19 protein-coding genes and 1 tRNA gene are annotated in these 22,566 nt (G+C 58.4%); all 20 read left to right on the forward strand.

Features of this window, described 5'->3' with window-relative positions:
* Window positions 1-51 precede the first annotated feature (51 nt).
* The 20 genes from CLV74_RS02725 (at window position 52) to fusA (ending at window position 22,541) form a co-directional block, all read left to right on the forward strand.
* A complete protein-coding gene (locus tag CLV74_RS02725) occupies window positions 52-384 on the forward strand; it encodes a DMT family transporter (RefSeq protein ID WP_106262687.1) in 333 nt (110 codons plus the stop codon).
* 71 nt (window positions 385-455) lie between these two features.
* Window positions 456-1,070 (forward strand): hypothetical protein, encoded by a 615-nt coding sequence (locus tag CLV74_RS02730; RefSeq protein ID WP_106262688.1) that lies wholly within the window; start codon window positions 456-458, stop codon window positions 1,068-1,070.
* 191 nt (window positions 1,071-1,261) lie between these two features.
* Entirely contained in the window at window positions 1,262-2,437 is a 1,176-nt protein-coding gene (gene tuf / locus CLV74_RS02735) for an elongation factor Tu (protein ID WP_106262689.1), read from the forward strand.
* 108 nt (window positions 2,438-2,545) lie between these two features.
* Window positions 2,546-3,532: a zinc transporter ZntB gene (locus CLV74_RS02740; protein WP_106262690.1), complete on the forward strand. Its 987-nt coding sequence runs from the start codon at window positions 2,546-2,548 to the stop codon at window positions 3,530-3,532.
* A gap of 198 nt (window positions 3,533-3,730) precedes the next feature.
* Window positions 3,731-4,408: a CatB-related O-acetyltransferase gene (locus CLV74_RS02745; protein WP_106262691.1), complete on the forward strand. Its 678-nt coding sequence runs from the start codon at window positions 3,731-3,733 to the stop codon at window positions 4,406-4,408.
* A gap of 16 nt (window positions 4,409-4,424) precedes the next feature.
* A tRNA-Trp gene (locus CLV74_RS02750) sits at window positions 4,425-4,500 on the forward strand.
* Between the two features lie 116 nt (window positions 4,501-4,616).
* Window positions 4,617-5,366 carry a hypothetical protein gene (locus CLV74_RS02755; protein ID WP_106262692.1) on the forward strand — a complete coding sequence of 250 codons (750 nt, stop codon included), beginning with the start codon at window positions 4,617-4,619 and terminating at the stop codon, window positions 5,364-5,366.
* A gap of 96 nt (window positions 5,367-5,462) precedes the next feature.
* Window positions 5,463-5,660: a preprotein translocase subunit SecE gene (gene secE / locus CLV74_RS02760; protein WP_106262693.1), complete on the forward strand. Its 198-nt coding sequence runs from the start codon at window positions 5,463-5,465 to the stop codon at window positions 5,658-5,660.
* Window positions 5,661-5,854: 194 nt separating this feature from the next.
* On the forward strand, window positions 5,855-6,388 hold the full coding sequence (gene nusG, locus CLV74_RS02765; RefSeq protein WP_106262694.1) for a transcription termination/antitermination protein NusG: 534 nt from the start codon (window positions 5,855-5,857) through the stop codon (window positions 6,386-6,388).
* Window positions 6,389-6,490: 102 nt separating this feature from the next.
* Window positions 6,491-6,916 (forward strand): 50S ribosomal protein L11, encoded by a 426-nt coding sequence (rplK, locus tag CLV74_RS02770; protein WP_106262695.1) that lies wholly within the window; start codon window positions 6,491-6,493, stop codon window positions 6,914-6,916.
* Window positions 6,916-7,614, forward strand: a complete 699-nt coding sequence (gene rplA / locus CLV74_RS02775; protein ID WP_106262696.1) for a 50S ribosomal protein L1 — start codon at window positions 6,916-6,918, stop codon at window positions 7,612-7,614. The genes rplK and rplA overlap by 1 nt, the downstream gene beginning before the upstream one ends.
* Before the next feature lie 243 nt (window positions 7,615-7,857).
* On the forward strand, window positions 7,858-8,373 hold the full coding sequence (gene rplJ / locus CLV74_RS02780) for a 50S ribosomal protein L10 (RefSeq protein ID WP_106262697.1): 516 nt from the start codon (window positions 7,858-7,860) through the stop codon (window positions 8,371-8,373).
* Between the two features lie 73 nt (window positions 8,374-8,446).
* On the forward strand, window positions 8,447-8,824 hold the full coding sequence (gene rplL, locus CLV74_RS02785; RefSeq protein ID WP_106262698.1) for a 50S ribosomal protein L7/L12: 378 nt from the start codon (window positions 8,447-8,449) through the stop codon (window positions 8,822-8,824).
* Window positions 8,825-9,067: 243 nt separating this feature from the next.
* Window positions 9,068-13,204, forward strand: a complete 4,137-nt coding sequence (gene rpoB / locus CLV74_RS02790) for a DNA-directed RNA polymerase subunit beta (protein ID WP_106262699.1) — start codon at window positions 9,068-9,070, stop codon at window positions 13,202-13,204.
* 51 nt (window positions 13,205-13,255) lie between these two features.
* Window positions 13,256-17,449 carry a DNA-directed RNA polymerase subunit beta' gene (rpoC, locus tag CLV74_RS02795; protein ID WP_106262700.1) on the forward strand — a complete coding sequence of 1,398 codons (4,194 nt, stop codon included), beginning with the start codon at window positions 13,256-13,258 and terminating at the stop codon, window positions 17,447-17,449.
* 119 nt (window positions 17,450-17,568) lie between these two features.
* Window positions 17,569-18,474 (forward strand): DMT family transporter, encoded by a 906-nt coding sequence (locus tag CLV74_RS02800; protein WP_106262701.1) that lies wholly within the window; start codon window positions 17,569-17,571, stop codon window positions 18,472-18,474.
* Window positions 18,471-19,310 (forward strand): glycosyltransferase, encoded by an 840-nt coding sequence (locus CLV74_RS02805; RefSeq protein WP_106262702.1) that lies wholly within the window; start codon window positions 18,471-18,473, stop codon window positions 19,308-19,310. The genes CLV74_RS02800 and CLV74_RS02805 overlap by 4 nt, the downstream gene beginning before the upstream one ends.
* 234 nt (window positions 19,311-19,544) lie before the next feature.
* Window positions 19,545-19,916, forward strand: a complete 372-nt coding sequence (gene rpsL / locus CLV74_RS02810) for a 30S ribosomal protein S12 (RefSeq protein ID WP_106262703.1) — start codon at window positions 19,545-19,547, stop codon at window positions 19,914-19,916.
* A gap of 12 nt (window positions 19,917-19,928) precedes the next feature.
* A complete protein-coding gene (rpsG, locus tag CLV74_RS02815; protein WP_106262704.1) occupies window positions 19,929-20,399 on the forward strand; it encodes a 30S ribosomal protein S7 in 471 nt (156 codons plus the stop codon).
* A gap of 24 nt (window positions 20,400-20,423) precedes the next feature.
* Window positions 20,424-22,541 (forward strand): elongation factor G, encoded by a 2,118-nt coding sequence (gene fusA, locus CLV74_RS02820; RefSeq protein WP_106262705.1) that lies wholly within the window; start codon window positions 20,424-20,426, stop codon window positions 22,539-22,541.
* The last annotated feature ends 25 nt before the right edge of the window (window positions 22,542-22,566 follow it).

A 22,566-nucleotide genomic window follows, 5' to 3' on the forward strand; every position in this document is an offset into this window, starting at 1 on the left:
TGAAGATAGGCATGTGCGGGCCTGAGACAATGTTAATGACGGGGCTTTAAAATGTTGACCTATGCCGCGCTGGCCGCTGCGATTGTGTGTGAGGTGCTGGGAACCACCGCCTTGGCCCGGACCGAGCAGTTCACCCGCCTTGGTCCCACGCTCTTCATGGCTGCGGCCTATCTGCTATCGTTCTACCTGCTATCGGTGACCCTACGCAGCCTGCCTGTGGGTGTGGTCTACGCCACTTGGAGCGGGCTGGGGATCGTTTTGATCTCGGTCGTGGGGTGGGTGGCTTTGGGGCAAAAGCTGGACCTGCCAGCGATCCTGGGCATTGGTTTGATTCTGGCTGGCGTCATCACAATCTTCGTCTTTTCGTCCACGGCGGGGCATTAGTCGCGCTGCACTGATTGAAATCTTGCGCGAAAAGCGGCTATTTGCGGCCATCGCTTGATAGGAGTTGCCGAATGATCCGTGTTTTTGCCGCCCTCGCGCTGTGCCTTGTCGCTGCTTGTTCCGGGCGGACGGATCTGGATGAGCCTCCGGTCCCGCTGGGGAACTTTGCTTTGGGCCACAATATCGTGGTTGCCCCCCATCCCTATAAAGGCCCCGCCTCGCGTGAGGCAGAGCCGGATGAGTGGATCGCAGCCGTGCGCAACGCCATTGCGGCGCGTTTTGAACGCTATGAGGGTGGCAAGCTGTACCACTTGGGCGTCAGCGTAGACGGCTATGTTCTGGCCGTTCCGGGTGTGCCGCTGGTGCTGGCCCCGAAATCGGCGCTGATCGTGAACGTGACCCTCTGGGATGACGCCAAAGGCACGAAGGTGAACCCCGAGCCCGAGCGGATGATTGTCCTCGAATCAATCAGCGAAAAGACCCTGATCAGCTCGGGCCTGACCCAGTCCAAAGAAGAGCAGATGGCCAATCTGTCCTACAACATCGCCAAGCAGATCGAACGCTGGCTGGAAAAGAACGCGGAAGAGTTCGGTCTGAACGAACCGGTCCCCGTTCAAGCGCCCGCAGAGCCTGAAGAGGCAGCAAATCCTGATGCTGTCGCAGCTGCACCGGCGGCCCAAAGCTAAGGTCTGCCACCGTTTCGGTGGTCGTGACCTAGGGGCACTTTCGGCAAAATCATGCGGGTATTCCTGCAACGGATCACAAAGCCATGCGTCAGGGTGCAACTGACGCTTGATTTTCTTACGTGCGTCCAATACATCGCCCGCGATGCTGAACCGGGGCAGGCTGCCCCCCCAACTCACGAGGCGCCAACACGATGGCAAAGGAAAAGTTTGCGCGGAACAAACCGCACGTAAACATCGGCACCATTGGTCACGTTGACCACGGCAAGACCACTCTGACCGCTGCAATCACCAAATACTTTGGTGACTTCAAAGCGTACGACCAGATCGACGGCGCGCCCGAAGAGAAGGCACGCGGCATCACCATCTCGACCGCACACGTTGAGTACGAGACCGAGAACCGTCACTATGCACACGTTGACTGCCCCGGTCACGCTGACTACGTGAAGAACATGATCACCGGTGCGGCCCAGATGGACGGCGGCATTCTGGTTGTGAACGCGGCAGACGGCCCGATGCCCCAGACCCGCGAGCACATCCTGCTGGCGCGTCAGGTTGGCGTTCCCGCGCTGGTCGTTTTCATGAACAAAGTTGACCAGGTTGACGACGAAGAGCTGCTCGAACTGGTTGAGATGGAAATTCGCGAACTGCTGAGCGAATACGACTTCCCCGGCGACGATATTCCGATCGTAGCAGGTTCGGCTCTGGCCGCACTGGAAGGCCGTGACGCGAACATCGGTGAAGACAAGATCCGTGAACTGCTGGCGGCAGTTGACGAATACATCCCCGAGCCCGAGCGCGCGATTGACCAGCCCTTCCTGATGCCGATCGAAGACGTGTTCTCGATCTCGGGTCGTGGTACCGTTGTGACCGGTCGTGTTGAGCGTGGCGTGATCAACGTTGGCGACTCGATCGAGATCTTTGGTATCAAGGACACCCAGACCACCACCTGTACCGGTGTTGAAATGTTCCGCAAGCTGCTGGACCGCGGTGAAGCTGGTGACAACATCGGCGCCCTGCTGCGCGGCATCGACCGTGAAGCAGTTGAGCGTGGCCAGGTTCTGTGTAAGCCCGGTTCGGTTAAGCCGCACACCAAGTTCGAGTCGGAAGTCTACATTCTGACCAAAGAAGAAGGTGGTCGTCACACCCCGTTCTTCGCGAACTACCGTCCTCAGTTCTACTTCCGTACCACTGACGTGACCGGCACCTGCGTTCTGCCCGAAGGCACCGAGATGGTTATGCCCGGCGACAACCTGCGCTTCACCGTCGAACTGATCGCTCCGATCGCGATGGAAGAAGGCCTGCGCTTCGCTATCCGTGAGGGTGGCCGTACCGTGGGTTCGGGCGTCGTCTCGAAAATCCTCGACTAATTCAGGGCTTTGCTCTGATTTGCGAAAGGCCGCCCCCTCGGGCGGCCTTTTTGCTTTTCGGGAACCCTTTGAGATGGTTCAAACGTTGTGGTGAAAAGGAGCCCCCTCATGCCTGCCGAAACGCCGATCCATTTTGCCTATATCCTTGAAGGCCCCGCAAAGGGTCTCTCAAGCGAGGCCGCCGTCATTGACGGTCTGCGCAGCGATGAATTCGCTTGGGTGCATCTGGATGGCACCCATGAAGAGGCGGCCGAATGGATTTTTGAGCATATGGAGTACCTTGACCCTCAAGCGGCCGAGGCGCTGACAGATGTAAATACCCGCCCGCGCGTCATGGCGATTGATGACGGGGTGATGATGATCCTGCGGGGGATGAACTACAACGAAGGCGAAGACCCCGAAGACATGGTCTCGGTCCGCATCTACGCCGATGAAAAGCGGGTTGTTACCATCTCGCGCAAGCGCGTTCTTGCAGTCGAGCGTATGGCCCAGCGGGCGGACCGTGGCGCGGCACCCGAAGAAGTGGGCGAGTTTCTGGTCCATCTGATCGAGGATCTGGTTGGCAATATTGCTAATTTTCAAGCGCGACTGGATACCGAAGTTGCCGATCTGGAGGAAATGGTGATCGCGCAAGGTCACGCCAACCTGCGGCGGGCTCTGGTGGACAAGCGCTTGCAGTTGATCGCGGCCCTGCGCTTTCTCAAACCCCAGAGAGATGCACTTGCGGACAGCGCCACCCTGATCCTGCCGTTTCTGTCTGCGACGATCATCCGCGAGATTGAGGAAGAGGCCGTCAAGATGGTGCGGATCGTCGAAGATATGGAAGAGTTGCGCGATCAAACGGCCATCTTGCGCGAAGAGCTGTCGGGGCAGTTGTCAGACCGCCTGAACCGGAACATGTTTGTCATGTCCATGGCCTCTGTCATCTTCTTGCCCTTGGGGTTCATGACCGGCCTTTTCGGGGTCAATGTCGCTGGTATGCCGGGGGTCGAGAACCCCTACGCATTTTATATCCTCTGTGCGGTCTGTGCCGGGATTATGGCGATTCAGGTGGCTTTTTTGGTTGCGCTTCGTTGGCTAGGAACGGCGAAGTAAGCGTTTTCGCCGAAAACGCTTTTTCAAAAAGATTTTCGACGAAAATCTTTCGCCCTCACGGCTTGGTGAGGCGGGGGAGAAAAATATTCGCCGAATATTTTTCTTGGCGTACAGTGTTGTAGGCCAAGGAGCGAGGATGATGGACAAGACCCTGCTTTGAACTGATCCGCAAAGACTGCTCAATTCAGGAGGGCCGCCATGCCTGTTCCATTCGCCATGCCAACAGACACCCACCCTGTGATCCTGCCCGATGGCAGCCGACATGAGGGCACTGTTTTTCTCAAAAACGTCGTTGATAACCCCCGTTTCAGTGTCGGGGAATTCACCTATGCCAGTCGCTTTGACATGCCTGTTGATTGGGCGCAGGCGCTGGCGCCCTATCTGTTCCCCTTTTCGCAAGAGCGGTTGGTTCTGGGGCGCTTTTGCCAGATTGCCCATGGGGCGCTGTTCGTCACTAGCTCGGCCAATCACGACATGGCGGGGATCAGTACGTACCCCTTCGGCATCTTCGATGCGGACAAAAGCGGGATGGTCCAGCCGGATACAAGGGACACCTTTATCGGGAACGATGTCTGGATCGGGATGAATGCCATGATCTGTCCTGGCACGCGAATCGGGAACGGTGTGATCGTGGGGGCAGGGGCTGTGGTGCGTGGGACTGTGCCTGATTATGCCATCGTAGCAGGCAATCCGGCGCAGGTGGTGCGGATGCGCTTCTCTGAGGCGCAGATCAAGGACTTGCAGGCTTTGGTATGGTGGGATTGGCCCGTTGAGGCGATCACAGCGGCGCGTAATGCCTTGGCTGCCGCAGATATCTTGGAACTTCGTGCAATTGCCCGCGAATTCCGGCTTGCAATCCCCGAGCCGGAAAAGTAGACGATAGCTCGGCCTTAGGGGTATAGCTCAGCTGGTAGAGCGACGGTCTCCAAAACCGTAGGTCGCGGGTTCGAACCCTGCTGCCCCTGCCAGGCCTTCCGCTCACATAACAAACTTCGGAGTTGTAGTGACCGGTCGTCCTGTCTCCCTTCACATAGGCGCACATAAGACCGCTTCGACGCATCTGCAAAAGACGTTCGAGCATAACGTGGACCTTCTGTCCGAGCATGGTATCGGCTGGCTTGGCCCCGTGCAGTTGCGCCGTGAGGGCAAACCATTGTCACGCAGGTTGAAGGCCGGCTTTGCTGAAATTCTACCCGAGGCGCACCGGTTGGTGATCTCGGAAGAGAATCTGATGGGGCTGCAATTCACTCAGGTCGGGAGTGAACTGCTGTATCCGCAGGCCGAGCGTCGTGCCGGAAAGCTGTTTGACCGCATGGGCGATGCTGATGTGACGGTGTTTCTGTCGGTCCGCGATCCTGCCCCGTGGCTGGCATCCCTATACGCCCATGAACTGTTTAACGGGCAGGTAAAGCCGGGGTTCCATGCCTTTCTGGGCAGCGTGCGCCCGGCAGAACTGCGTTGGGCCAAGCTTGTCCGCCGGTTGCAAATCGCAGGCGCGAATCGCGTGGTTGTCTGGCGTCAGGAAGACTACTCTGCCGTCCTGCCCGATCTGTTGCCTTTGATGTTGGGGACCGATCTGCCCATCGCGCCGATTGAAAATCGCGTGAACGCGTCCCTCTCGGCTGAGGCGATTGCCATGCTGGAAGCGCTGGGGCCGGATCGGGAAGATCCACGCAAATCGGCACGTCAGGCCAAAAAGGCGTTTCCTGTGCGCGGGCCAGAGGATCGTTTCCGCCCATTTTCTGCCGATACTCTGGCAGCCAGCGCCGAGGCCTACGCAGATGATCTGGAGGCTCTGGCCGATCTGGAAGATGTCACCCTGCTGCGGCCCTGAAAGACGCGCTGCCCGAGGGAATTGCATCGAATGGCGCGGCAGGCTTGAACTTCGCTCTTTCAGGGCGTATGTGACCCGCCAGAAAACGAGGACACCATGGCCAAGACCAATCCGCTTCAGTTCGTCCAGCAGACCCGCGCCGAAATCGGCAAGGTTGTCTGGCCCACCCGTAAAGAGGTGATGCTGACCACCGTGATGGTGTTCGTCATGGCATCACTGTTTGCGACCTTCTTCTTCCTTGTAGACATGATCATCCGTTTTGGTCTGCAGGGTCTGCTGTCCGCAGTCAGCTAAACCACGGATTTTCCTTGACGCCCCTTGAAATCGGGGCGTCTCGGCTGTAATACGCGCCACACTGATCCTTTTGTGGCGTGTGGCGATTCGTAGCCCGCGCCCAATTTTATTGGGTCGGCGCAGGGGAACCCCCTGACTTTTCTAGGAATTCCGCGGTGCTTTAGCGCTGCATGAGAAAACGAGGCGGTGGCCAGATGGCAAAACGTTGGTACTCGGTAAGTGTTCTCTCGAACTTCGAGAAGAAGATTGCCGAACAGATCAGACAGTCTGTCATCGAAAACGGCCTCGAAGCAGAGATCGAAGAAGTTCTGGTGCCCACCGAAGAGGTGATCGAAGTGCGCCGGGGCAAGAAGGTGACGACCGAGCGTCGTTTCATGCCCGGCTACGTGCTGGTGCGCATGGAGATGACCGATCGTGGCTATCACCTGATCAGCTCGATCAACCGCGTGACCGGTTTCCTTGGCCCGCAGGGGCGCCCGATGCCCATGCGTGACGCTGAGGTGAACGCGATCCTGAACCGTGTTCAGGAGAACGAGGAAACCCCGCGTACCCTCATCCACTTCGAAGTGGGCGAGAAGGTTAAAGTTAACGACGGTCCGTTCGAAGATTTCGACGGCATGGTCGAGGAAGTCGACGACGAGAACCAGCGTCTGAAGGTCACCGTTTCGATCTTCGGCCGCGAGACCCCCGTCGAACTGGAATACGGTCAGGTCACCAAACAGATCTGATCGCTACCCCGCGGGAGGGGTAGGGGCCGCGGCCCCGATCCGAACCGCGACAACTCAATCCTGATGGACGCGTCCTGACGGTGTTGGAAAAGGAAAAGCCAAATGGCTAAGAAACTGATTGGCAGCCTCAAGCTGCAAGTGCCTGCGGGCAAAGCGAACCCCTCGCCGCCGGTAGGCCCCGCACTGGGTCAGCGCGGCATCAACATCATGGAATTCTGCAAGGCGTTCAACGCCAAGACGCAGGACATGGAGCCCGGCGCGCCGTGCCCGACCGTGATCACCTACTACCAGGACAAATCCTTCACCATGGAAATCAAGACGCCCCCCGCGTCTTATTACCTGAAGAAGGCTGCAAAGCTGCAGGGTGGTTCCAAGACCCCCGGCCGCGCAACTGCAGGTTCGGTAACCGCCAAGCAGGTCCGTGAGATCGCTGAAGCGAAGATGAAAGACCTGAACGCAAACAGCGTTGAGCAGGCGATGAAGATCATCATGGGCTCGGCCCGTTCGATGGGCATTGAGGTGAAGTAATGGCTAAGCTTGGTAAACGTACCCGCGCCGTCCGCGAAGCCTTTGCTGGCAAAGAGGACATCTCGATCGCTGAAGCCGTTGCACTGGTAAAGGCAAACGCCACCGCCAAGTTCGACGAAACCATCGAAATCGCAATGAACCTTGGCGTTGACCCCCGTCACGCTGACCAGATGGTTCGCGGTGTTGTCAGCCTGCCCAACGGCACTGGTAAAACCGTTCGCGTTGCAGTGTTCGCACGTGGTGCCAAGGCTGACGAAGCCAAAGCAGCAGGCGCAGACATCGTAGGCGCAGAAGACCTGATGGAAACCATCCAGGGCGGCAAGATCGACTTCGATCGTTGCATCGCGACCCCGGACATGATGCCCATCGTTGGTCGTCTTGGTAAGGTTCTGGGCCCCCGCAACCTGATGCCGAACCCCAAAGTCGGCACTGTGACCATGGACGTTGCTCAGGCGGTTTCGGACGCCAAGGGCGGTCAGGTTCAGTTCAAGGTTGAAAAAGCTGGTGTGATCCACGCTGGCGTCGGCAAAGCCTCGTTCGACGAAGCAAAACTGATCGAGAACGTGAAAGCGTTCGTTGATGCAGTCGTCAAAGCGAAGCCTGCTGGTGCAAAAGGCGCATACGTCAAAAAAGTTTCGCTGAGCTCGACCATGGGCGGTGGCGTTTCGGTTGACGTTTCCGACGCAGTCGCTCAATAAGCGCTGCAAAGAGATTCTGGCGCAAGCCAGATGGCGGGGCGGCAACGCCCCGTCCTGTCCGAGACGAAGGGTGTCCCAATAGGGACTTAATAGTCGCCTTTCTGAGATGGGGAACGAACTAAGAATTCCGTATGGGGCTCTGCCCCAGAGAATCTTGGCTTCGGGACCCTGAAACGGACCCGACGCTCTGATTTTGTCAGGGCAAACTTGAGCCGGGGGAAACCCCAAACTTGGAGTAAAACTGTGGATAGAGCACAAAAAGAGAAAGTGGTCGAGGAACTCGGCCAGATCTTTGAAAGCTCTGGCGTCGTAGTGGTTGCACACTACGAGGGTCTCACGGTTGCGGAGATGCAAGACCTGCGTGCGAAAGCACGTGAGGCGGATGCGTCGGTGCGTGTTGCCAAGAACAGGCTCGCCAAGATCGCTCTGGAGGGCAAGCCCTGCGAAAGCATGGCACAGTACCTCTCGGGTATGACCGTTCTTACCTACTCGGAAGACCCAGTGGCAGCAGCCAAGGTCGCCGAGGACTTCGCCAAGTCGAACAGCAAGTTCGAAATCCTTGGCGGTGCAATGGGCGAGAACGCTCTGGACCGTGCCGGTGTTGAAGCCGTGTCGAAAATGCCTTCGCGCGAGGAGCTTATTGCCTCGATCGTTGGTTGTATCGGCGCACCCGCTTCGAACATCGCCGGTGCAATTGGCGCACCTGCTTCGAACATCGCCGGCATCCTGTCGACCATCGAAGACAAGGCAGCCGCCTAACGCAATCAAGAGAGCCGCGTAGGGTTATAACCCTGACGTTGGAACACATCTTATATACGGAAAGAGTCAAAAAATGGCTGATCTGAAGAAACTGGCAGAAGAGATCGTTGCTCTGACCCTGCTGGAAGCACAAGAACTGAAAACCATCCTGAAGGATGAGTACGGCATCGAGCCCGCAGCTGGCGGCGCAGTGATGATGGCTGGCCCCGCGGCAGACGCAGGCGCAGCAGCTGAAGAAAAGACCGAATTCGACGTCATCCTGAAGTCGGCAGGCGACAAGAAGATCAACGTGATCAAAGAAGTTCGCGGCATCACCGGTCTGGGCCTGAAAGAAGCTAAAGAACTGGTTGAAGCCGGTGGCAAAGCTGTCAAAGAAGGCGTTGACAAAGCAGAAGCTGAAGCGATCAAAAAGCAGCTTGAAGAAGCTGGCGCTGAAGTCGAGCTCAAGTAATCTTCGCCCGGAGCTTATCCGGGTAGGATTTTTAGGCAGGGTCGGGGTTTTCCCCGGCCCTGCCGAACCTGTCTCAGCAAAAGGTTTTTGAGAGACCTTTTTCTAAGGTGAGGTTCACAGGATCGGGAGGCTGCCGGTGGGACGGTGGCCAGGCATGGATCCAGAACACGCTGTCTCTTGGGTGTGCGACCGGGGCCCGACGGTATGCGCAACCGCATGAGAAACGAAAGGTGAGATCGCTCCATGGCTCAGTCCTACCTAGGCCAGAAACGTCTGCGTCGCTACTACGGTAAAATCCGCGAAGTTCTGGAAATGCCGAACCTTATTGAGGTTCAGAAAAGTTCCTATGACCTGTTCCTGAAATCCGGCGACCAGCCGAAGTCCCAGGACGGCGAAGGCATCAAAGGTGTCTTCCAGTCGGTATTCCCGATCAAGGATTTCAACGAAACCGCGATCCTCGAGTTCGTCGACTATGAGCTGGAAAAGCCCAAGTACGACGTTGAGGAATGCCAGCAGCGTGACATGACCTACAGCGCACCCCTCAAGGTGACGCTGCGTCTGATCGTGTTCGATATTGATGAAGATACCGGCGCCAAGTCGGTCAAGGACATCAAAGAACAAGATGTATTCATGGGCGATATGCCCCTGATGACCCCGAACGGTACCTTCATCGTGAACGGCACCGAGCGTGTGATCGTCAGCCAGATGCACCGTTCGCCGGGCGTGTTCTTTGACCACGACAAGGGCAAGACCCATTCGTCGGGCAAATTGCTGTTCGCTTGCCGCATCATTCCCTACCGCGGCTCGTGGCTGGACTTTGAATTCGATGCGAAAGACATCGTGTTCGCCCGTATCGACCGTCGTCGTAAGCTGCCCGTGACCACCCTGCTGTATGCACTGGGTCTGGATCAGGAAGCCATCTGCGACGCCTACTACGACACCGTGACCTTCAAGCTTGAGAAGAACCGTGGTTGGGCTACCAAGTTCTTCCCCGAGCGCGTGCGCGGCACCCGTCCCACCTACGATCTGGTGGACGCCGCAACCGGCGAGATCATCTGCGAAGCGGGCAAGAAAATCACGCCCCGCACCGTCAAGCAGATCATCGACGAAGGCAAAATCACCGAACTGCTGGTTCCCTTCGATCACATCGTTGGCAAGTATGTCTCCAAGGACATCATCAACGAAGAGACCGGTGCGATTTACGTCGAAGCCGGTGATGAGCTGACTTGGGAAGTTGACCGCGACGGCGACGTCACCGGTGGTTCGCTGAAAGAGCTGCTGGATGCTGGCGTGACCGAGATTCCGGTTCTGGACATCGACGGTATCAACGTTGGTCCCTACATCCGCAACACCATGGCGGCAGACAAGAACATGGGTCGCGACACCGCGCTCATGGACATCTACCGTGTGATGCGTCCCGGCGAGCCGCCGACCGTAGAAGCCGCTTCGGCGCTGTTCGACACCCTGTTCTTCGATTCCGAGCGCTACGACCTGTCGGCCGTGGGCCGCGTGAAGATGAACATGCGTCTGGCTCTGGATGCGGAAGACACCCAGCGTACCCTGCGCCGCGAAGACATCATCGCCTGTATCAAGGCGCTGGTGGAACTGCGTGACGGCAAGGGCGAAGTCGATGACATCGACCACCTGGGCAACCGCCGCGTCCGTTCGGTTGGCGAATTGATGGAGAACCAGTACCGCGTTGGTCTGCTGCGCATGGAGCGCGCGATCAAAGAGCGTATGTCCTCGGTCGAAATCGACACCGTCATGCCGCAGGATCTGATCAACGCGAAGCCCGCAGCGGCGGCTGTTCGTGAATTCTTCGGCAGCTCGCAGCTGTCGCAGTTCATGGACCAGACCAACCCGCTGTCGGAAGTCACGCACAAGCGTCGTCTGTCGGCCCTCGGGCCGGGCGGTCTGACCCGCGAACGTGCAGGCTTTGAGGTTCGCGACGTTCACGCAACTCACTACGGCCGTATGTGCCCGATTGAGACGCCGGAAGGTCCGAACATTGGTCTGATCAACTCGCTGGCAACCTTTGCCCGCGTGAACAAATACGGCTTCATCGAAACTCCGTACCGCAAGGTTATCGACGGCAAGGTCACCGATGAGGTGAACTACCTGTCGGCAACCGAAGAAATGCGTCACACCGTGGCGCAGGCGAACGCAGAGCTGGATGAGAACGGCAAGTTCGTGCAGGAAATGGTTTCGACCCGCCAGTCGGGTGACTACACCCTGCAGCCGATCGAGAACGTTGACCTGATCGACGTGTCGCCCAAGCAGCTGGTCTCGGTTGCGGCCTCGCTGATCCCGTTCCTTGAGAACGACGACGCGAACCGCGCACTGATGGGCTCGAACATGATGCGTCAGGCGCTGCCGCTGCTTCAGGCAGAGGCTCCGCTGGTCGGCACCGGCATCGAAGAAATCGTGGCCCGCGACTCGGGTGCGGCAATCATGGCGAAGCGCGCAGGCGTGATCGACCAGGTTGACGCGCAGCGTATCGTGGTTCGCGCCACCGAAGATCTGGAACCCGGCGATCCGGGCGTAGACATCTACCGTCTGCGCAAGTTCCAGCGCTCGAACCAGAACTCGTGCATCAACCAGCGTCCGCTGGTGAAGGTGGGCGACGTTGTTGGTAAGGGTGAAGTTGTTGCTGACGGCCCCGCCACCGAAATGGGTGAACTGGCTGTTGGTAAGAACGTCGTCGTGGCCTTCATGCCCTGGAACGGCTACAACTACGAAGACTCGATCCTGATCTCCGAGCGTATCGTCCGTGACGACGTTTACACCTCGGTTCACCTCGAAGAGTTCGAAGTGGCTGCCCGTGACACCAAGCTTGGGCCGGAAGAGATCACTCGCGACATCCCGAACGTCGGTGAAGAAGCGCTGCGCAACCTCGACGAGGCTGGCATCGTATACATCGGCGCCGAGGTTGGACCGGGCGACATTCTGGTTGGCAAGATCACTCCGAAGGGCGAAAGCCCGATGACCCCCGAAGAAAAGCTGCTCCGCGCGATCTTCGGTGAAAAGGCGTCGGACGTTCGTGACACTTCGCTGCGTCTGCCCCCGGGTGACTACGGTACCGTTGTCGAAGTGCGCGTCTTTAACCGCCACGGTGTGGAGAAGGACGAACGTGCCCTCCAGATCGAGCGTGAAGAAGTCGAGCGTCTGGCACGTGACCGTGACGACGAGCTGGCCATTCTGGACCGCAACATCTACGCCCGTCTGCACAAGCTGATCCTTGGCAAAAACGCTGTCAAAGGCCCCAAAGGTATTCGCCCGAACAGCGAAATCACCGAAGAGCTGCTGGATAGCCTGAGCCGTGGTCAGTGGTGGCAGCTGGCGCTGGAAGACGAGGCTGACGCACAGATCGTCGAAGCGCTGCATGAACAGTACAACGCCCAGAAGCGTTCGCTGGATGCCCGTTTCGAGGACAAGGTCGAGAAAGTCCGTCGCGGCGACGATCTGCCCCCGGGCGTCATGAAGATGGTCAAAGTGTTCATCGCGGTGAAGCGCAAGCTCCAGCCGGGTGACAAGATGGCCGGTCGTCACGGTAACAAAGGTGTTGTCTCGAAGGTCATCCCGATCGAAGACATGCCCTTCCTGGCAGACGGTACCCCCGTTGACCTGTGTCTGAACCCACTCGGCGTGCCTTCGCGTATGAACGTCGGTCAGATTCTGGAATGTCACATGGGTTGGGCCTCGCGCGCGCTGGGTGGCCAGATCGACAATGCTCTGCAAGAGTACCGTCGTTCGGGCGATATGACCCCCGTTCGTGAAGCACTGCGCATCGCCTACGGTGATGATGTGTACGAAGAAGGCTTTGCCGATCTGGAAGAAGATCGTCTGCTGGAGCGTGCACAGAACGCCACCCGCGGTGTTCCGATCGCGACCCCCGTCTTCGACGGCGCGAAAGAAGCTGACGTGAACGACGCGCTGAAGCGTGCCGGCTTTGACACTTCGGGTCAGTCGGTGCTGTTCGACGGTCGTACCGGTGAGCAGTTCGCACGTCAGGTCACCGTCGGCATCAAGTACATGCTGAAACTGCACCACCTCGTGGACGACAAAATCCACGCGCGTTCGACTGGTCCGTACTCGCTTGTTACTCAGCAGCCGCTGGGTGGTAAGGCGCAGTTCGGTGGTCAGCGCTTCGGTGAGATGGAAGTGTGGGCGCTGGAAGCATACGGCGCTGCATACACCCTGCAGGAAATGCTGACCGTCAAGTCGGACGACGTGGCAGGCCGTACCAAGGTCTACGAAAGCATCGTCAAGGGCGAGGACAGCTTCGAGGCCGGCGTGCCCGAATCCTTCAACGTTCTGGTGAAGGAAGTCCGCGGCCTCGGCCTGAACATGGAACTCCTGGACTCGGAGGAGGACGAGTAAGGGGCTCTGCCCCTTGCTTAACCCCTTTCGGCCTCATTCAAGGAATATGACATGAACCAGGAACTGACGAACAACCCGTTCAACCCGCTCACCCCGGCGAAGCAATTCGACGAGATCAAAGTCTCGCTTGCCTCGCCCGAGCGGATCCTGTCGTGGTCGTACGGCGAAATCAAAAAGCCCGAGACCATCAACTACCGTACCTTCAAGCCCGAGCGTGACGGTCTGTTCTGCGCCCGTATCTTTGGCCCGATCAAAGACTACGAATGCCTTTGCGGCAAATATAAGCGCATGAAGTACCGCGGCGTCGTCTGTGAAAAGTGCGGCGTCGAAGTAACTCTGCAGAAAGTCCGACGCGAGCGTATGGGCCACATCGAGCTGGCCGCACCTTGCGCGCACATCTGGTTCCTCAAGTCGCTGCCCTCGCGCATCGGCCTGATGCTGGATATGACGCTGCGTGATCTGGAACGCGTTCTCTACTTCGAAAACTACGTTGTGATCGAACCCGGTCTGACCGATCTGACCTATGGCCAGATGATGACCGAAGAAGAGTTCATGGACGCTCAGGACCAGTTCGGCATGGACGCTTTCACCGCCAACATCGGCGCTGAAGCGATCCGCGAAATGCTGGCTGCAATTGATCTGGAAGCCGAAGCCGAGCAGCTGCGCGCTGATCTTGCCGAAGCAACCGGCGAGTTGAAGCCCAAGAAGATCATCAAGCGTCTGAAAGTCGTTGAATCGTTCCTCGAGTCGGGCAACCGCCCCGAGTGGATGATCATGACCGTGATCCCCGTGATCCCGCCGGAACTGCGTCCGCTGGTTCCGCTGGATGGCGGCCGCTTTGCGACCTCGGATCTGAACGATCTGTACCGCCGCGTGATCAACCGGAACAACCGTTTGAAGCGTCTGATCGAACTGCGTGCACCCGATATCATCGTGCGTAACGAAAAGCGTATGCTGCAGGAAGCTGTGGACGCGCTGTTCGACAACGGCCGCCGTGGCCGCGTCATCACCGGCGCGAACAAGCGTCCGCTGAAGTCGCTGTCCGACATGCTGAAAGGTAAGCAGGGTCGTTTCCGTCAGAACCTTCTGGGTAAGCGCGTGGACTTCTCGGGCCGTTCGGTCATTGTGACCGGTCCGGAACTGAAGCTGCACCAGTGTGGTCTGCCCAAGAAGATGGCGCTCGAACTCTTCAAGCCCTTCATCTATTCGCGTCTTGAGGCCAAAGGTCTTTCGAGCACCGTGAAGCAGGCGAAGAAGCTGGTCGAAAAAGAGCGTCCCGAAGTTTGGGATATCCTCGACGAAGTGATCCGCGAACACCCTGTCATGCTGAACCGTGCGCCGACGCTGCACCGTCTTGGCATTCAGGCGTTCGAACCCACGCTGATCGAAGGTAAGGCAATCCAGCTACACCCGCTGGTCTGCTCGGCGTTCAACGCTGACTTCGACGGTGACCAGATGGCTGTGCACGTTCCCCTGAGCCTTGAGGCCCAGTTGGAAGCGCGCGTCCTGATGATGTCGACCAACAACGTTCTGTCGCCCGCAAACGGCGCGCCGATCATCGTTCCTTCGCAGGATATGATTCTGGGTCTGTACTACACGACCCTGAACCGTAAAGGCATGAAGGGCGAAGGCATGGCGTTCGCATCGCTGGACGAAGTGCAGCACGCACTGGACAGCGGCGCCGTTCACCTGCACGCCAGCGTGACCGCACGGATCAAGCAGATCGACGAAGACGGTCTTGAGGTCGTCAAGCGCTATGACACCACCCCCGGTCGTGTCCTGCTTGGCAACCTGCTGCCGCTGAACGCGAAAGCACCGTTCGAACTGGTGAACCGTCTGCTGCGTAAGAAAGAAGTGCAGCAGGTCATCGACACCGTTTACCGTTACTGCGGCCAGAAGGAGTCGGTTATCTTCTGTGACCAGATCATGACCCTCGGCTTCCGTCAGGCGTTCCGCGCAGGCATCTCGTTCGGTAAGGACGACATGGTGATCCCCGACAACAAGTGGGAGATCGTAGAAGCCACCCGCGAGCAGGCCAAAGGCTTTGAACAACAGTACATGGACGGTCTGATCACTCAGGGCGAAAAGTACAACAAAGTCATCGACGCATGGACCCGTTGTAACGACAACGTCACCGACGCGATGATGAACACCATCTCGGCAGCGAAGACCGACGAGAATGGCGCTGAAATGGAACCGAACTCGGTTTACATGATGGCCCACTCCGGTGCGCGTGGCTCGGTCACGCAGATGAAGCAGCTGGGTGGTATGCGCGGCCTGATGGCGAAGCCGAACGGCGACATCATCGAGACGCCCATCATCTCGAACTTTAAAGAAGGTCTGACCGTTCTCGAGTACTTCAACTCGACCCACGGTGCCCGTAAGGGTCTGTCGGATACCGCTCTGAAGACGGCGAACTCGGGTTACCTGACCCGTCGTCTGGTGGACGTGGCGCAGGACTGCATCGTGCGTCAGCACGACTGTGGCACTGACAACGCGATCACCGTGGAAGCGGCTGTCAACGACGGTGAAGTCGTCGCATCGCTGTCCGAGCGTATTCTGGGCCGGACCGCGGCCGAGGACATCATTGTTCCCGGCAGCGACGAAGTCATCGCAGCCAACGGCACCCTGATCGACGAACGTCTGGCAGATCGCATTGGCACCACCGGTGTTCAGTCGGCCCGTGTTCGCTCGGCGCTGACCTGTGAAGCCGAAGATGGCGTCTGTGCAATGTGCTACGGTCGTGACCTTGCACGCGGCACCATGGTGAACCAGGGCGAAGCCGTTGGTATCATCGCGGCGCAGTCGATCGGTGAACCCGGTACACAGCTGACCATGCGTACGTTCCACATTGGTGGCGTTGCGCAGGGTGGCCAGCAGTCGTTCCAGGAAGCCGGTCATCAGGGCAAGATCGAGTTCCGCAACCCCAACACCATTGAGAACGCCGCTGGCGAGATCATCGTGATGGGCCGGAACATGCAGATCGCGATCATGTCGGGCGAAGGTGCGGAACTGGCCAGCTACAAGCTGGGTTACGGTACCAAGCTGTTCGTGACCGAAGGTCAGGACGTCAAGCGCGGCGACAAGCTGTTCGAATGGGACCCCTTCACTCTGCCGATCATCGCAGAGAAAACGGGTAAAGCCCGTCTGGTTGACCTTGTGGCCGGTGTTGCCGTCCGCGACGAGACCGACGATGCGACCGGTATGACCCAGAAGATCGTGATCGACTGGCGTGCTGCTCCCAAAGGCAACGAGCTCAAGCCCGAGATCCTGATCGTTGATCCGGAAACCGGCGAGCCGATCCGTAACGATGCCGGCAACCCTGTCAGCTACCCCATGTCGGTCGACGCAATTCTGTCGGTCGAAGAGGGTGACGATGTCCGGGCCGGTGACGTTGTGGCGCGTATCCCGCGCGAAGGCACCAAGACCAAGGACATTACCGGTGGTCTGCCCCGCGTTGCGGAACTGTTCGAAGCCCGTCGTCCCAAGGACCACGCGATCATCGCGGAAATCGATGGTTACGTGCGCTTTGGCCGCGACTACAAGAACAAGCGTCGCATCACGATCGAGCCTGCAGAGGATGGTCGCGAGCCCGTCGAATACATGGTGCCCAAGGGCAAGCACATTCCTGTTCAGGAAGGTGACTTCGTTCAAAAGGGTGAATACATCATGGACGGTAACCCCGCGCCCCATGACATCCTTGCGATCCTCGGCATCGAGGCTCTGGCGAACTACATGATCAACGAAGTGCAGGACGTTTACCGACTGCAGGGCGTGAAGATCAACGACAAGCACATCGAGGTTGTCGTGCGTCAGATGCTGCAGAAGTGGGAGATCCAGGACAGCGGTGACACCACCCTGCTCAAGGGCGAACACGTCGAGAAGATGGAGTTCGACGCAGCCAACGAAAAGGCCATCAGCAAAGGCGGCCGTCCTGCCAAGGGCGAACCGATCCTGCTGGGTATCACCAAGGCGTCGCTGCAGACCCGCAGCTTCATCTCGGCGGCCTCGTTCCAGGAGACCACCCGCGTCCTTACCGAAGCATCGGTACAGGGCAAGCGCGACAAGCTGGTCGGCCTGAAAGAGAACGTGATCGTTGGTCGTCTGATCCCTGCCGGTACCGGTGGCGCAACCCAGCGCGTTCGCAAGATCGCTCACGATCGCGACCACATCGTGATCGAAGCGCGCCGCGAAGAGGCCGAGGCAGCTGCTGCACTGGCCGCTCCTTCGGCAAGCGACGAATAATCAGCGCTGAAATGCTGTGATTGCATTAAGGCCCGGCGGACAGATGTCTGCCGGGCCTTTTCTTTGCCCACCCATTCATGCAGAGATTTCTGAGAGTTGCCGGAACAGAAGGGCAGGGCATGCTGTCAGACAATCAACGGGGCGCAGGGCTGATGATCCTGACCATGGCCGCGTTCACCCTGAACGATACCTGCCTCAAGGCGCTGGCGGGCCATATCCCCCTGTTCCAGATCCTGTTCATGCGCGGCCTATTGGCCAGTCTGGCGGTCTTTGTGGTCGCCCGCGCCATGGGCCTCTTTGACCTGCGGATGAGCCGCTCTGACGCCAAATGGGTGGCTCTGCGCGTCTTTGGCGAGGTCACAGCCGCCTATTTCTTTCTCACTGCCCTGTTCAATATGCCGCTGGCGAATGCCACTGCGATCTTGCAGGCCGCGCCTCTGACGGTGACGCTGGCAGCGGCGCTGTTTATGGGAATGCCCGTGGGCTGGCGGCGGGTCTCGACCATCATCGTGGGCTTTATCGGCGTGCTGCTGATCGTCAGGCCGGGGACTGACGGGTTCAACATCTACTCAGTCTTTGCGCTGATTTCGGTTCTTTGCGTGACACTGCGCGATCTGGCGACACGCAAGATTAGCGGCGCAGTGCCGTCACTGACGGTTACGTTTCTCTCGGCCAGCGGTGTGATGGCCAGCTTTGGTTTGGCCTCTGTGGCGCAGGACTGGGTCTTGCCAACGGGCTCGCAAATCTCTCTTCTTCTCGCATCGACGTTTTTTGTGGTCTGTGGATACACAGGCAGTGTGATGGTGATGCGGGTAGGCGAAATCTCTTATGTGGCGCCATTCAGGTACACAGGCCTTGTGTGGGCGCTTGTGCTGGGGTTTGTGGTCTTCGGCGACTGGCCGATGCCTTTGACGCTGATCGGGGCCGGTATCGTGGTCGGCAGCGGGATATATATGCTCTACCGCGAGGCGCAGGTGAAACGCGCGGCGCGGGTGCTGCTGAAAACGCGGGGGCAGGGGGTATGAAGGTTCAATGTCTGGGCCTTTGCCGGTTTTCCTACCCCTCCGATTCAGGGGCCTTTCAGCGCGGACCGAATGACGCGGGGAATCGCGGGGCATTTCTCTACGATCCGATCCGCATGGCCACGCGATTTTTCTTTTTCGAACAGCTGGTGCTTCCGACTTTACGGCAACAGACCAACAAGGATTTCACCATCCTGTTGCTCTTCGGTGACGACATGCCAACGCAGATGCGCCAGCACTTGGTGCAGTTGGTTGCCGACGTGCCGCAGGTCCGCCTCTGCCCCGAGCCACCGGGCCAGAAGCACAACGACATTTGCCGCCGCGTGATGCTGGACGCCCGTGACCCGGACGCCGACTGGGTGGCCGAATTCCGCATCGACGACGACGACGGGCTGGCGCTGGGGTTCATCCAGCAATGCCACGATCTGGCGCCTATTCTGGGGGCACTTGCCGCCCAGAGTAGCGAAAAACGGGCGGTTCTGGACTTTTCCAAAGGCTATGTGCTGGATGCAGCGCGTCGGGGACTGGATATCCAGCCGGTTCTGGCGCGTCTGTGGACCCCTGGAATGGTGACCTATAGCCGCCCTGACCACCCGAAATCCCTGCTGGATTCCAAACATCTCAAGCTTTGGCACAAGCTGCCCGTGCTGGGGCTGGCTGAAGATCCGATGTTCATTCGTGGTGCTCATGCGGGCAATGACAGCGCCATCCAGACCCGCAAAATCCAGAAGTTCCGGATCGATCCGTTTGACATTCCGGGCCAGATTGAGGACGTCTTCGGACTGGAGCTAGAGCAGGTCGAGATGGCCTGGCTCGACTGCCCCGGCCGCAAGTCCTGAGGCGGTTGACAAACCCTCCGACTCCCTCTAATTAGCGCGCACTCATGGCCGGGGTGCGCCCGCGGCCTGCATCAGAAACTGTAGCGGTCAAGATCCGGCGGTCAAACGCCCGATCCTCTGAAAGTCCACCGCGTCGTGCCCCGTTTGGGTCGCGAATGCGGTTTTTGCGTTTTGCGAAGGACGCGGGGCGCGCTTGAAAATGAACATGTGTTGCAACACGGGGAAAGAACCGGAATGCCAACGATCCAACAGCTGATCCGCAAGCCGCGGCAGCCCAAAGTAAGATCTCAGAAGTCGATGCACCTGCAGTCGTGCCCGCAGAAACGCGGCGTTTGCACTCGCGTCTACACCACCACCCCCAAGAAGCCGAACTCGGCTATGCGTAAGGTTGCCAAAGTGCGCCTGACCAACGGCTTCGAGGTCATCAGCTATATCCCGGGTGAAAAGCACAACCTGCAGGAGCACTCGGTCGTGCTTATCCGCGGCGGTCGTGTAAAAGACCTTCCGGGTGTCCGTTACCACATCCTGCGCGGTGTGCTGGATACCCAGGGCGTTAAAGATCGTAAGCAGCGTCGTTCGAAGTACGGCGCGAAGCGTCCGAAATAAGAGGATTAGAGAATGTCTCGTCGTCACGCCGCTGAGAAGCGCGAAGTTCTGCCCGACGCCAAATTCGGCGATCGCGTACTTACAAAATTCATGAACAACCTGATGATCGACGGCAAGAAATTTGTCGCCGAGCGTATCGTCTACAACGCGCTGGACCGCGTTGAAGCAAAGGCGAAGCGCCCCCCCGTCGAGATGTTCCACGAAGCTCTCGACAACATCAAACCGTCGGTCGAAGTTCGTTCGCGCCGCGTTGGTGGTGCTACCTACCAGGTTCCCGTTGAAGTGCGCCCCGAGCGTCGTGAAGCGCTGGCAATCCGCTGGCTGATCACCGCATCGCGCGCCCGCAACGAAAACACCATGGAAGAGCGTCTGGCTGGCGAACTGATGGACGCCGTTAACAGCCGTGGCTCCGCCGTGAAAAAGCGCGAAGACACCCACAAGATGGCCGAAGCCAACAAGGCCTTCAGCCACTATCGCTGGTAACCCTTAGCCTAGGACGTAGACCCAATGGCACGCGAATATCCCCTCGAGCGGTACCGCAACTTCGGTATCATGGCGCACATCGACGCAGGTAAAACCACCTGCTCCGAGCGTATCCTGTACTACACCGGCAAGTCGCACAACATCGGCGAAGTGCACGATGGTGCAGCGACCATGGACTGGATGGAGCAGGAGCAAGAGCGCGGCATCACCATTACCTCGGCGGCAACCACCACTTTCTGGGAACGCACCGAAGACGGCGAAACTGCTGACACTCCGAAGCACCGCCTGAACATCATCGACACCCCCGGCCACGTTGACTTCACCATCGAAGTTGAGCGTTCGCTGGCGGTTCTCGACGGTGCGGTCTGCGTTCTGGACGCCAACGCTGGCGTTGAGCCCCAGACTGAAACCGTTTGGCGTCAGGCTGACCGCTACAAAGTTCCGCGTATCGTGTTCGTCAACAAGATGGACAAGATCGGCGCTGACTTCTTCAACTGCGTACGCATGATCGAAGATCGTACCGGCGCGCGTGCTGTTCCCGTGGGCCTGCCCATCGGCGCAGAAACCGAGCTGGAAGGTCTGATCGACCTGGTCACCATGAAAGAGTGGCTGTGGAAGGGTGAAGACCTTGGCGCATCGTGGGTTCAGGTAGACATCCGTGATGATCTGAAAGACGTTGCCGAAGAATGGCGCGGCAAGATGATCGAAGCGGCCGTCGAGCAAGACGACGACGCGATGGAAGCGTACCTGGAAGGCGAAGAGCCCGATGTTGCAACCCTGCGCAAACTGCTGCGTAAGGGCACCCTGAAGCTGGAATTCGTTCCTGTTCTGGGTGGTTCGGCGTTCAAGAACAAAGGCGTTCAGCCTCTGCTCAACGCTGTGATCGACTACCTCCCCAGCCCGCTGGACGTTGTTGATTACATGGGCTTCAAACCCGGCGACGAAGAAGAAACTCGTAACATCGCACGTCGTGCCGATGACGCGATGCCCTTCGCCGGTCTGGCATTCAAAATCATGAACGACCCCTTCGTTGGTTCGTTGACCTTCACCCGCATCTACTCGGGCGAGCTTCACAAAGGCGATTCGCTGCTGAACTCGACCAAGGGTAAGAAAGAGCGCGTCGGTCGTATGATGATGATGCACTCGAACAACCGTGAAGAAATCGAAGAAGCGTTTGCTGGCGACATCATCGCGCTGGCAGGTCTGAAAGACACAACCACTGGTGACACCCTGTGTGACGCCAAGGATCCGGTTGTTCTGGAAACCATGACCTTCCCCGATCCGGTTATCGAGATCGCGATTGAGCCCAAGACCAAGGGTGACCAAGAGAAGATGTCGGCAGGCCTGCAGCGTCTGGCAGCCGAAGATCCCTCCTTCCGCGTCGAAACCGATCTTGAATCGGGCCAGACCATCATGAAGGGCATGGGCGAACTTCACCTGGACATTCTGGTTGACCGTCTGAAGCGTGAGTTCAAGGTTGAAGCGAACATTGGTGCACCGCAGGTGGCCTATCGCGAAACCATCTCGCACGAAGCTGAAATCGACTACACCCACAAGAAACAGTCGGGTGGTTCGGGTCAGTTCGCACGCGTTAAAATGGTCATCACCCCGACCGAAGCAGGCGAAGGCTACAGCTTTGAATCGGCGATCGTTGGTGGTTCGGTTCCGAAGGAATACATCCCCGGCGTCGAAAAAGGCATCAACAGCGTTATGGACAGCGGCCCGCTGGCAGGCTTCCCCGTGATCGACTTCAAAGTGAAGCTGATCGACGGTGCCTACCACGACGTGGACTCGAGCGTTCTGGCATTCGAAATCGCCGCACGTGCAGCAATGCGCGAAGGCATGAAGAAAGCTGGCGCGAAACTGCTCGAGCCGATCATGAAGGTCGAGGTCATCACGCCCGAAGACTACACCGGTGGTATCATCGGCGATTTGACTTCGCGTCGTGGTCAGGTGACTGGTCAGGAATCGCGCGGCAACGCAGTTGCGATCAACGCGTTCGTTCCGCTGGCGAACATGTTCGGCTACATCAACACCCTGCGTTCGATGTCGTCGGGCCGTGCCCAGTTCAGCATGCAGTTCGACCACTACGATCCGGTTCCGCAGAACATCTCGGACGAGATCCAGAAGAAATACGCATAAGAGCTTAACGGATTGGCGGGCATTG

This window comes from Donghicola tyrosinivorans, assembly GCF_003003355.1.
GTDB classification, from domain to species: domain Bacteria; phylum Pseudomonadota; class Alphaproteobacteria; order Rhodobacterales; family Rhodobacteraceae; genus Donghicola; species Donghicola tyrosinivorans.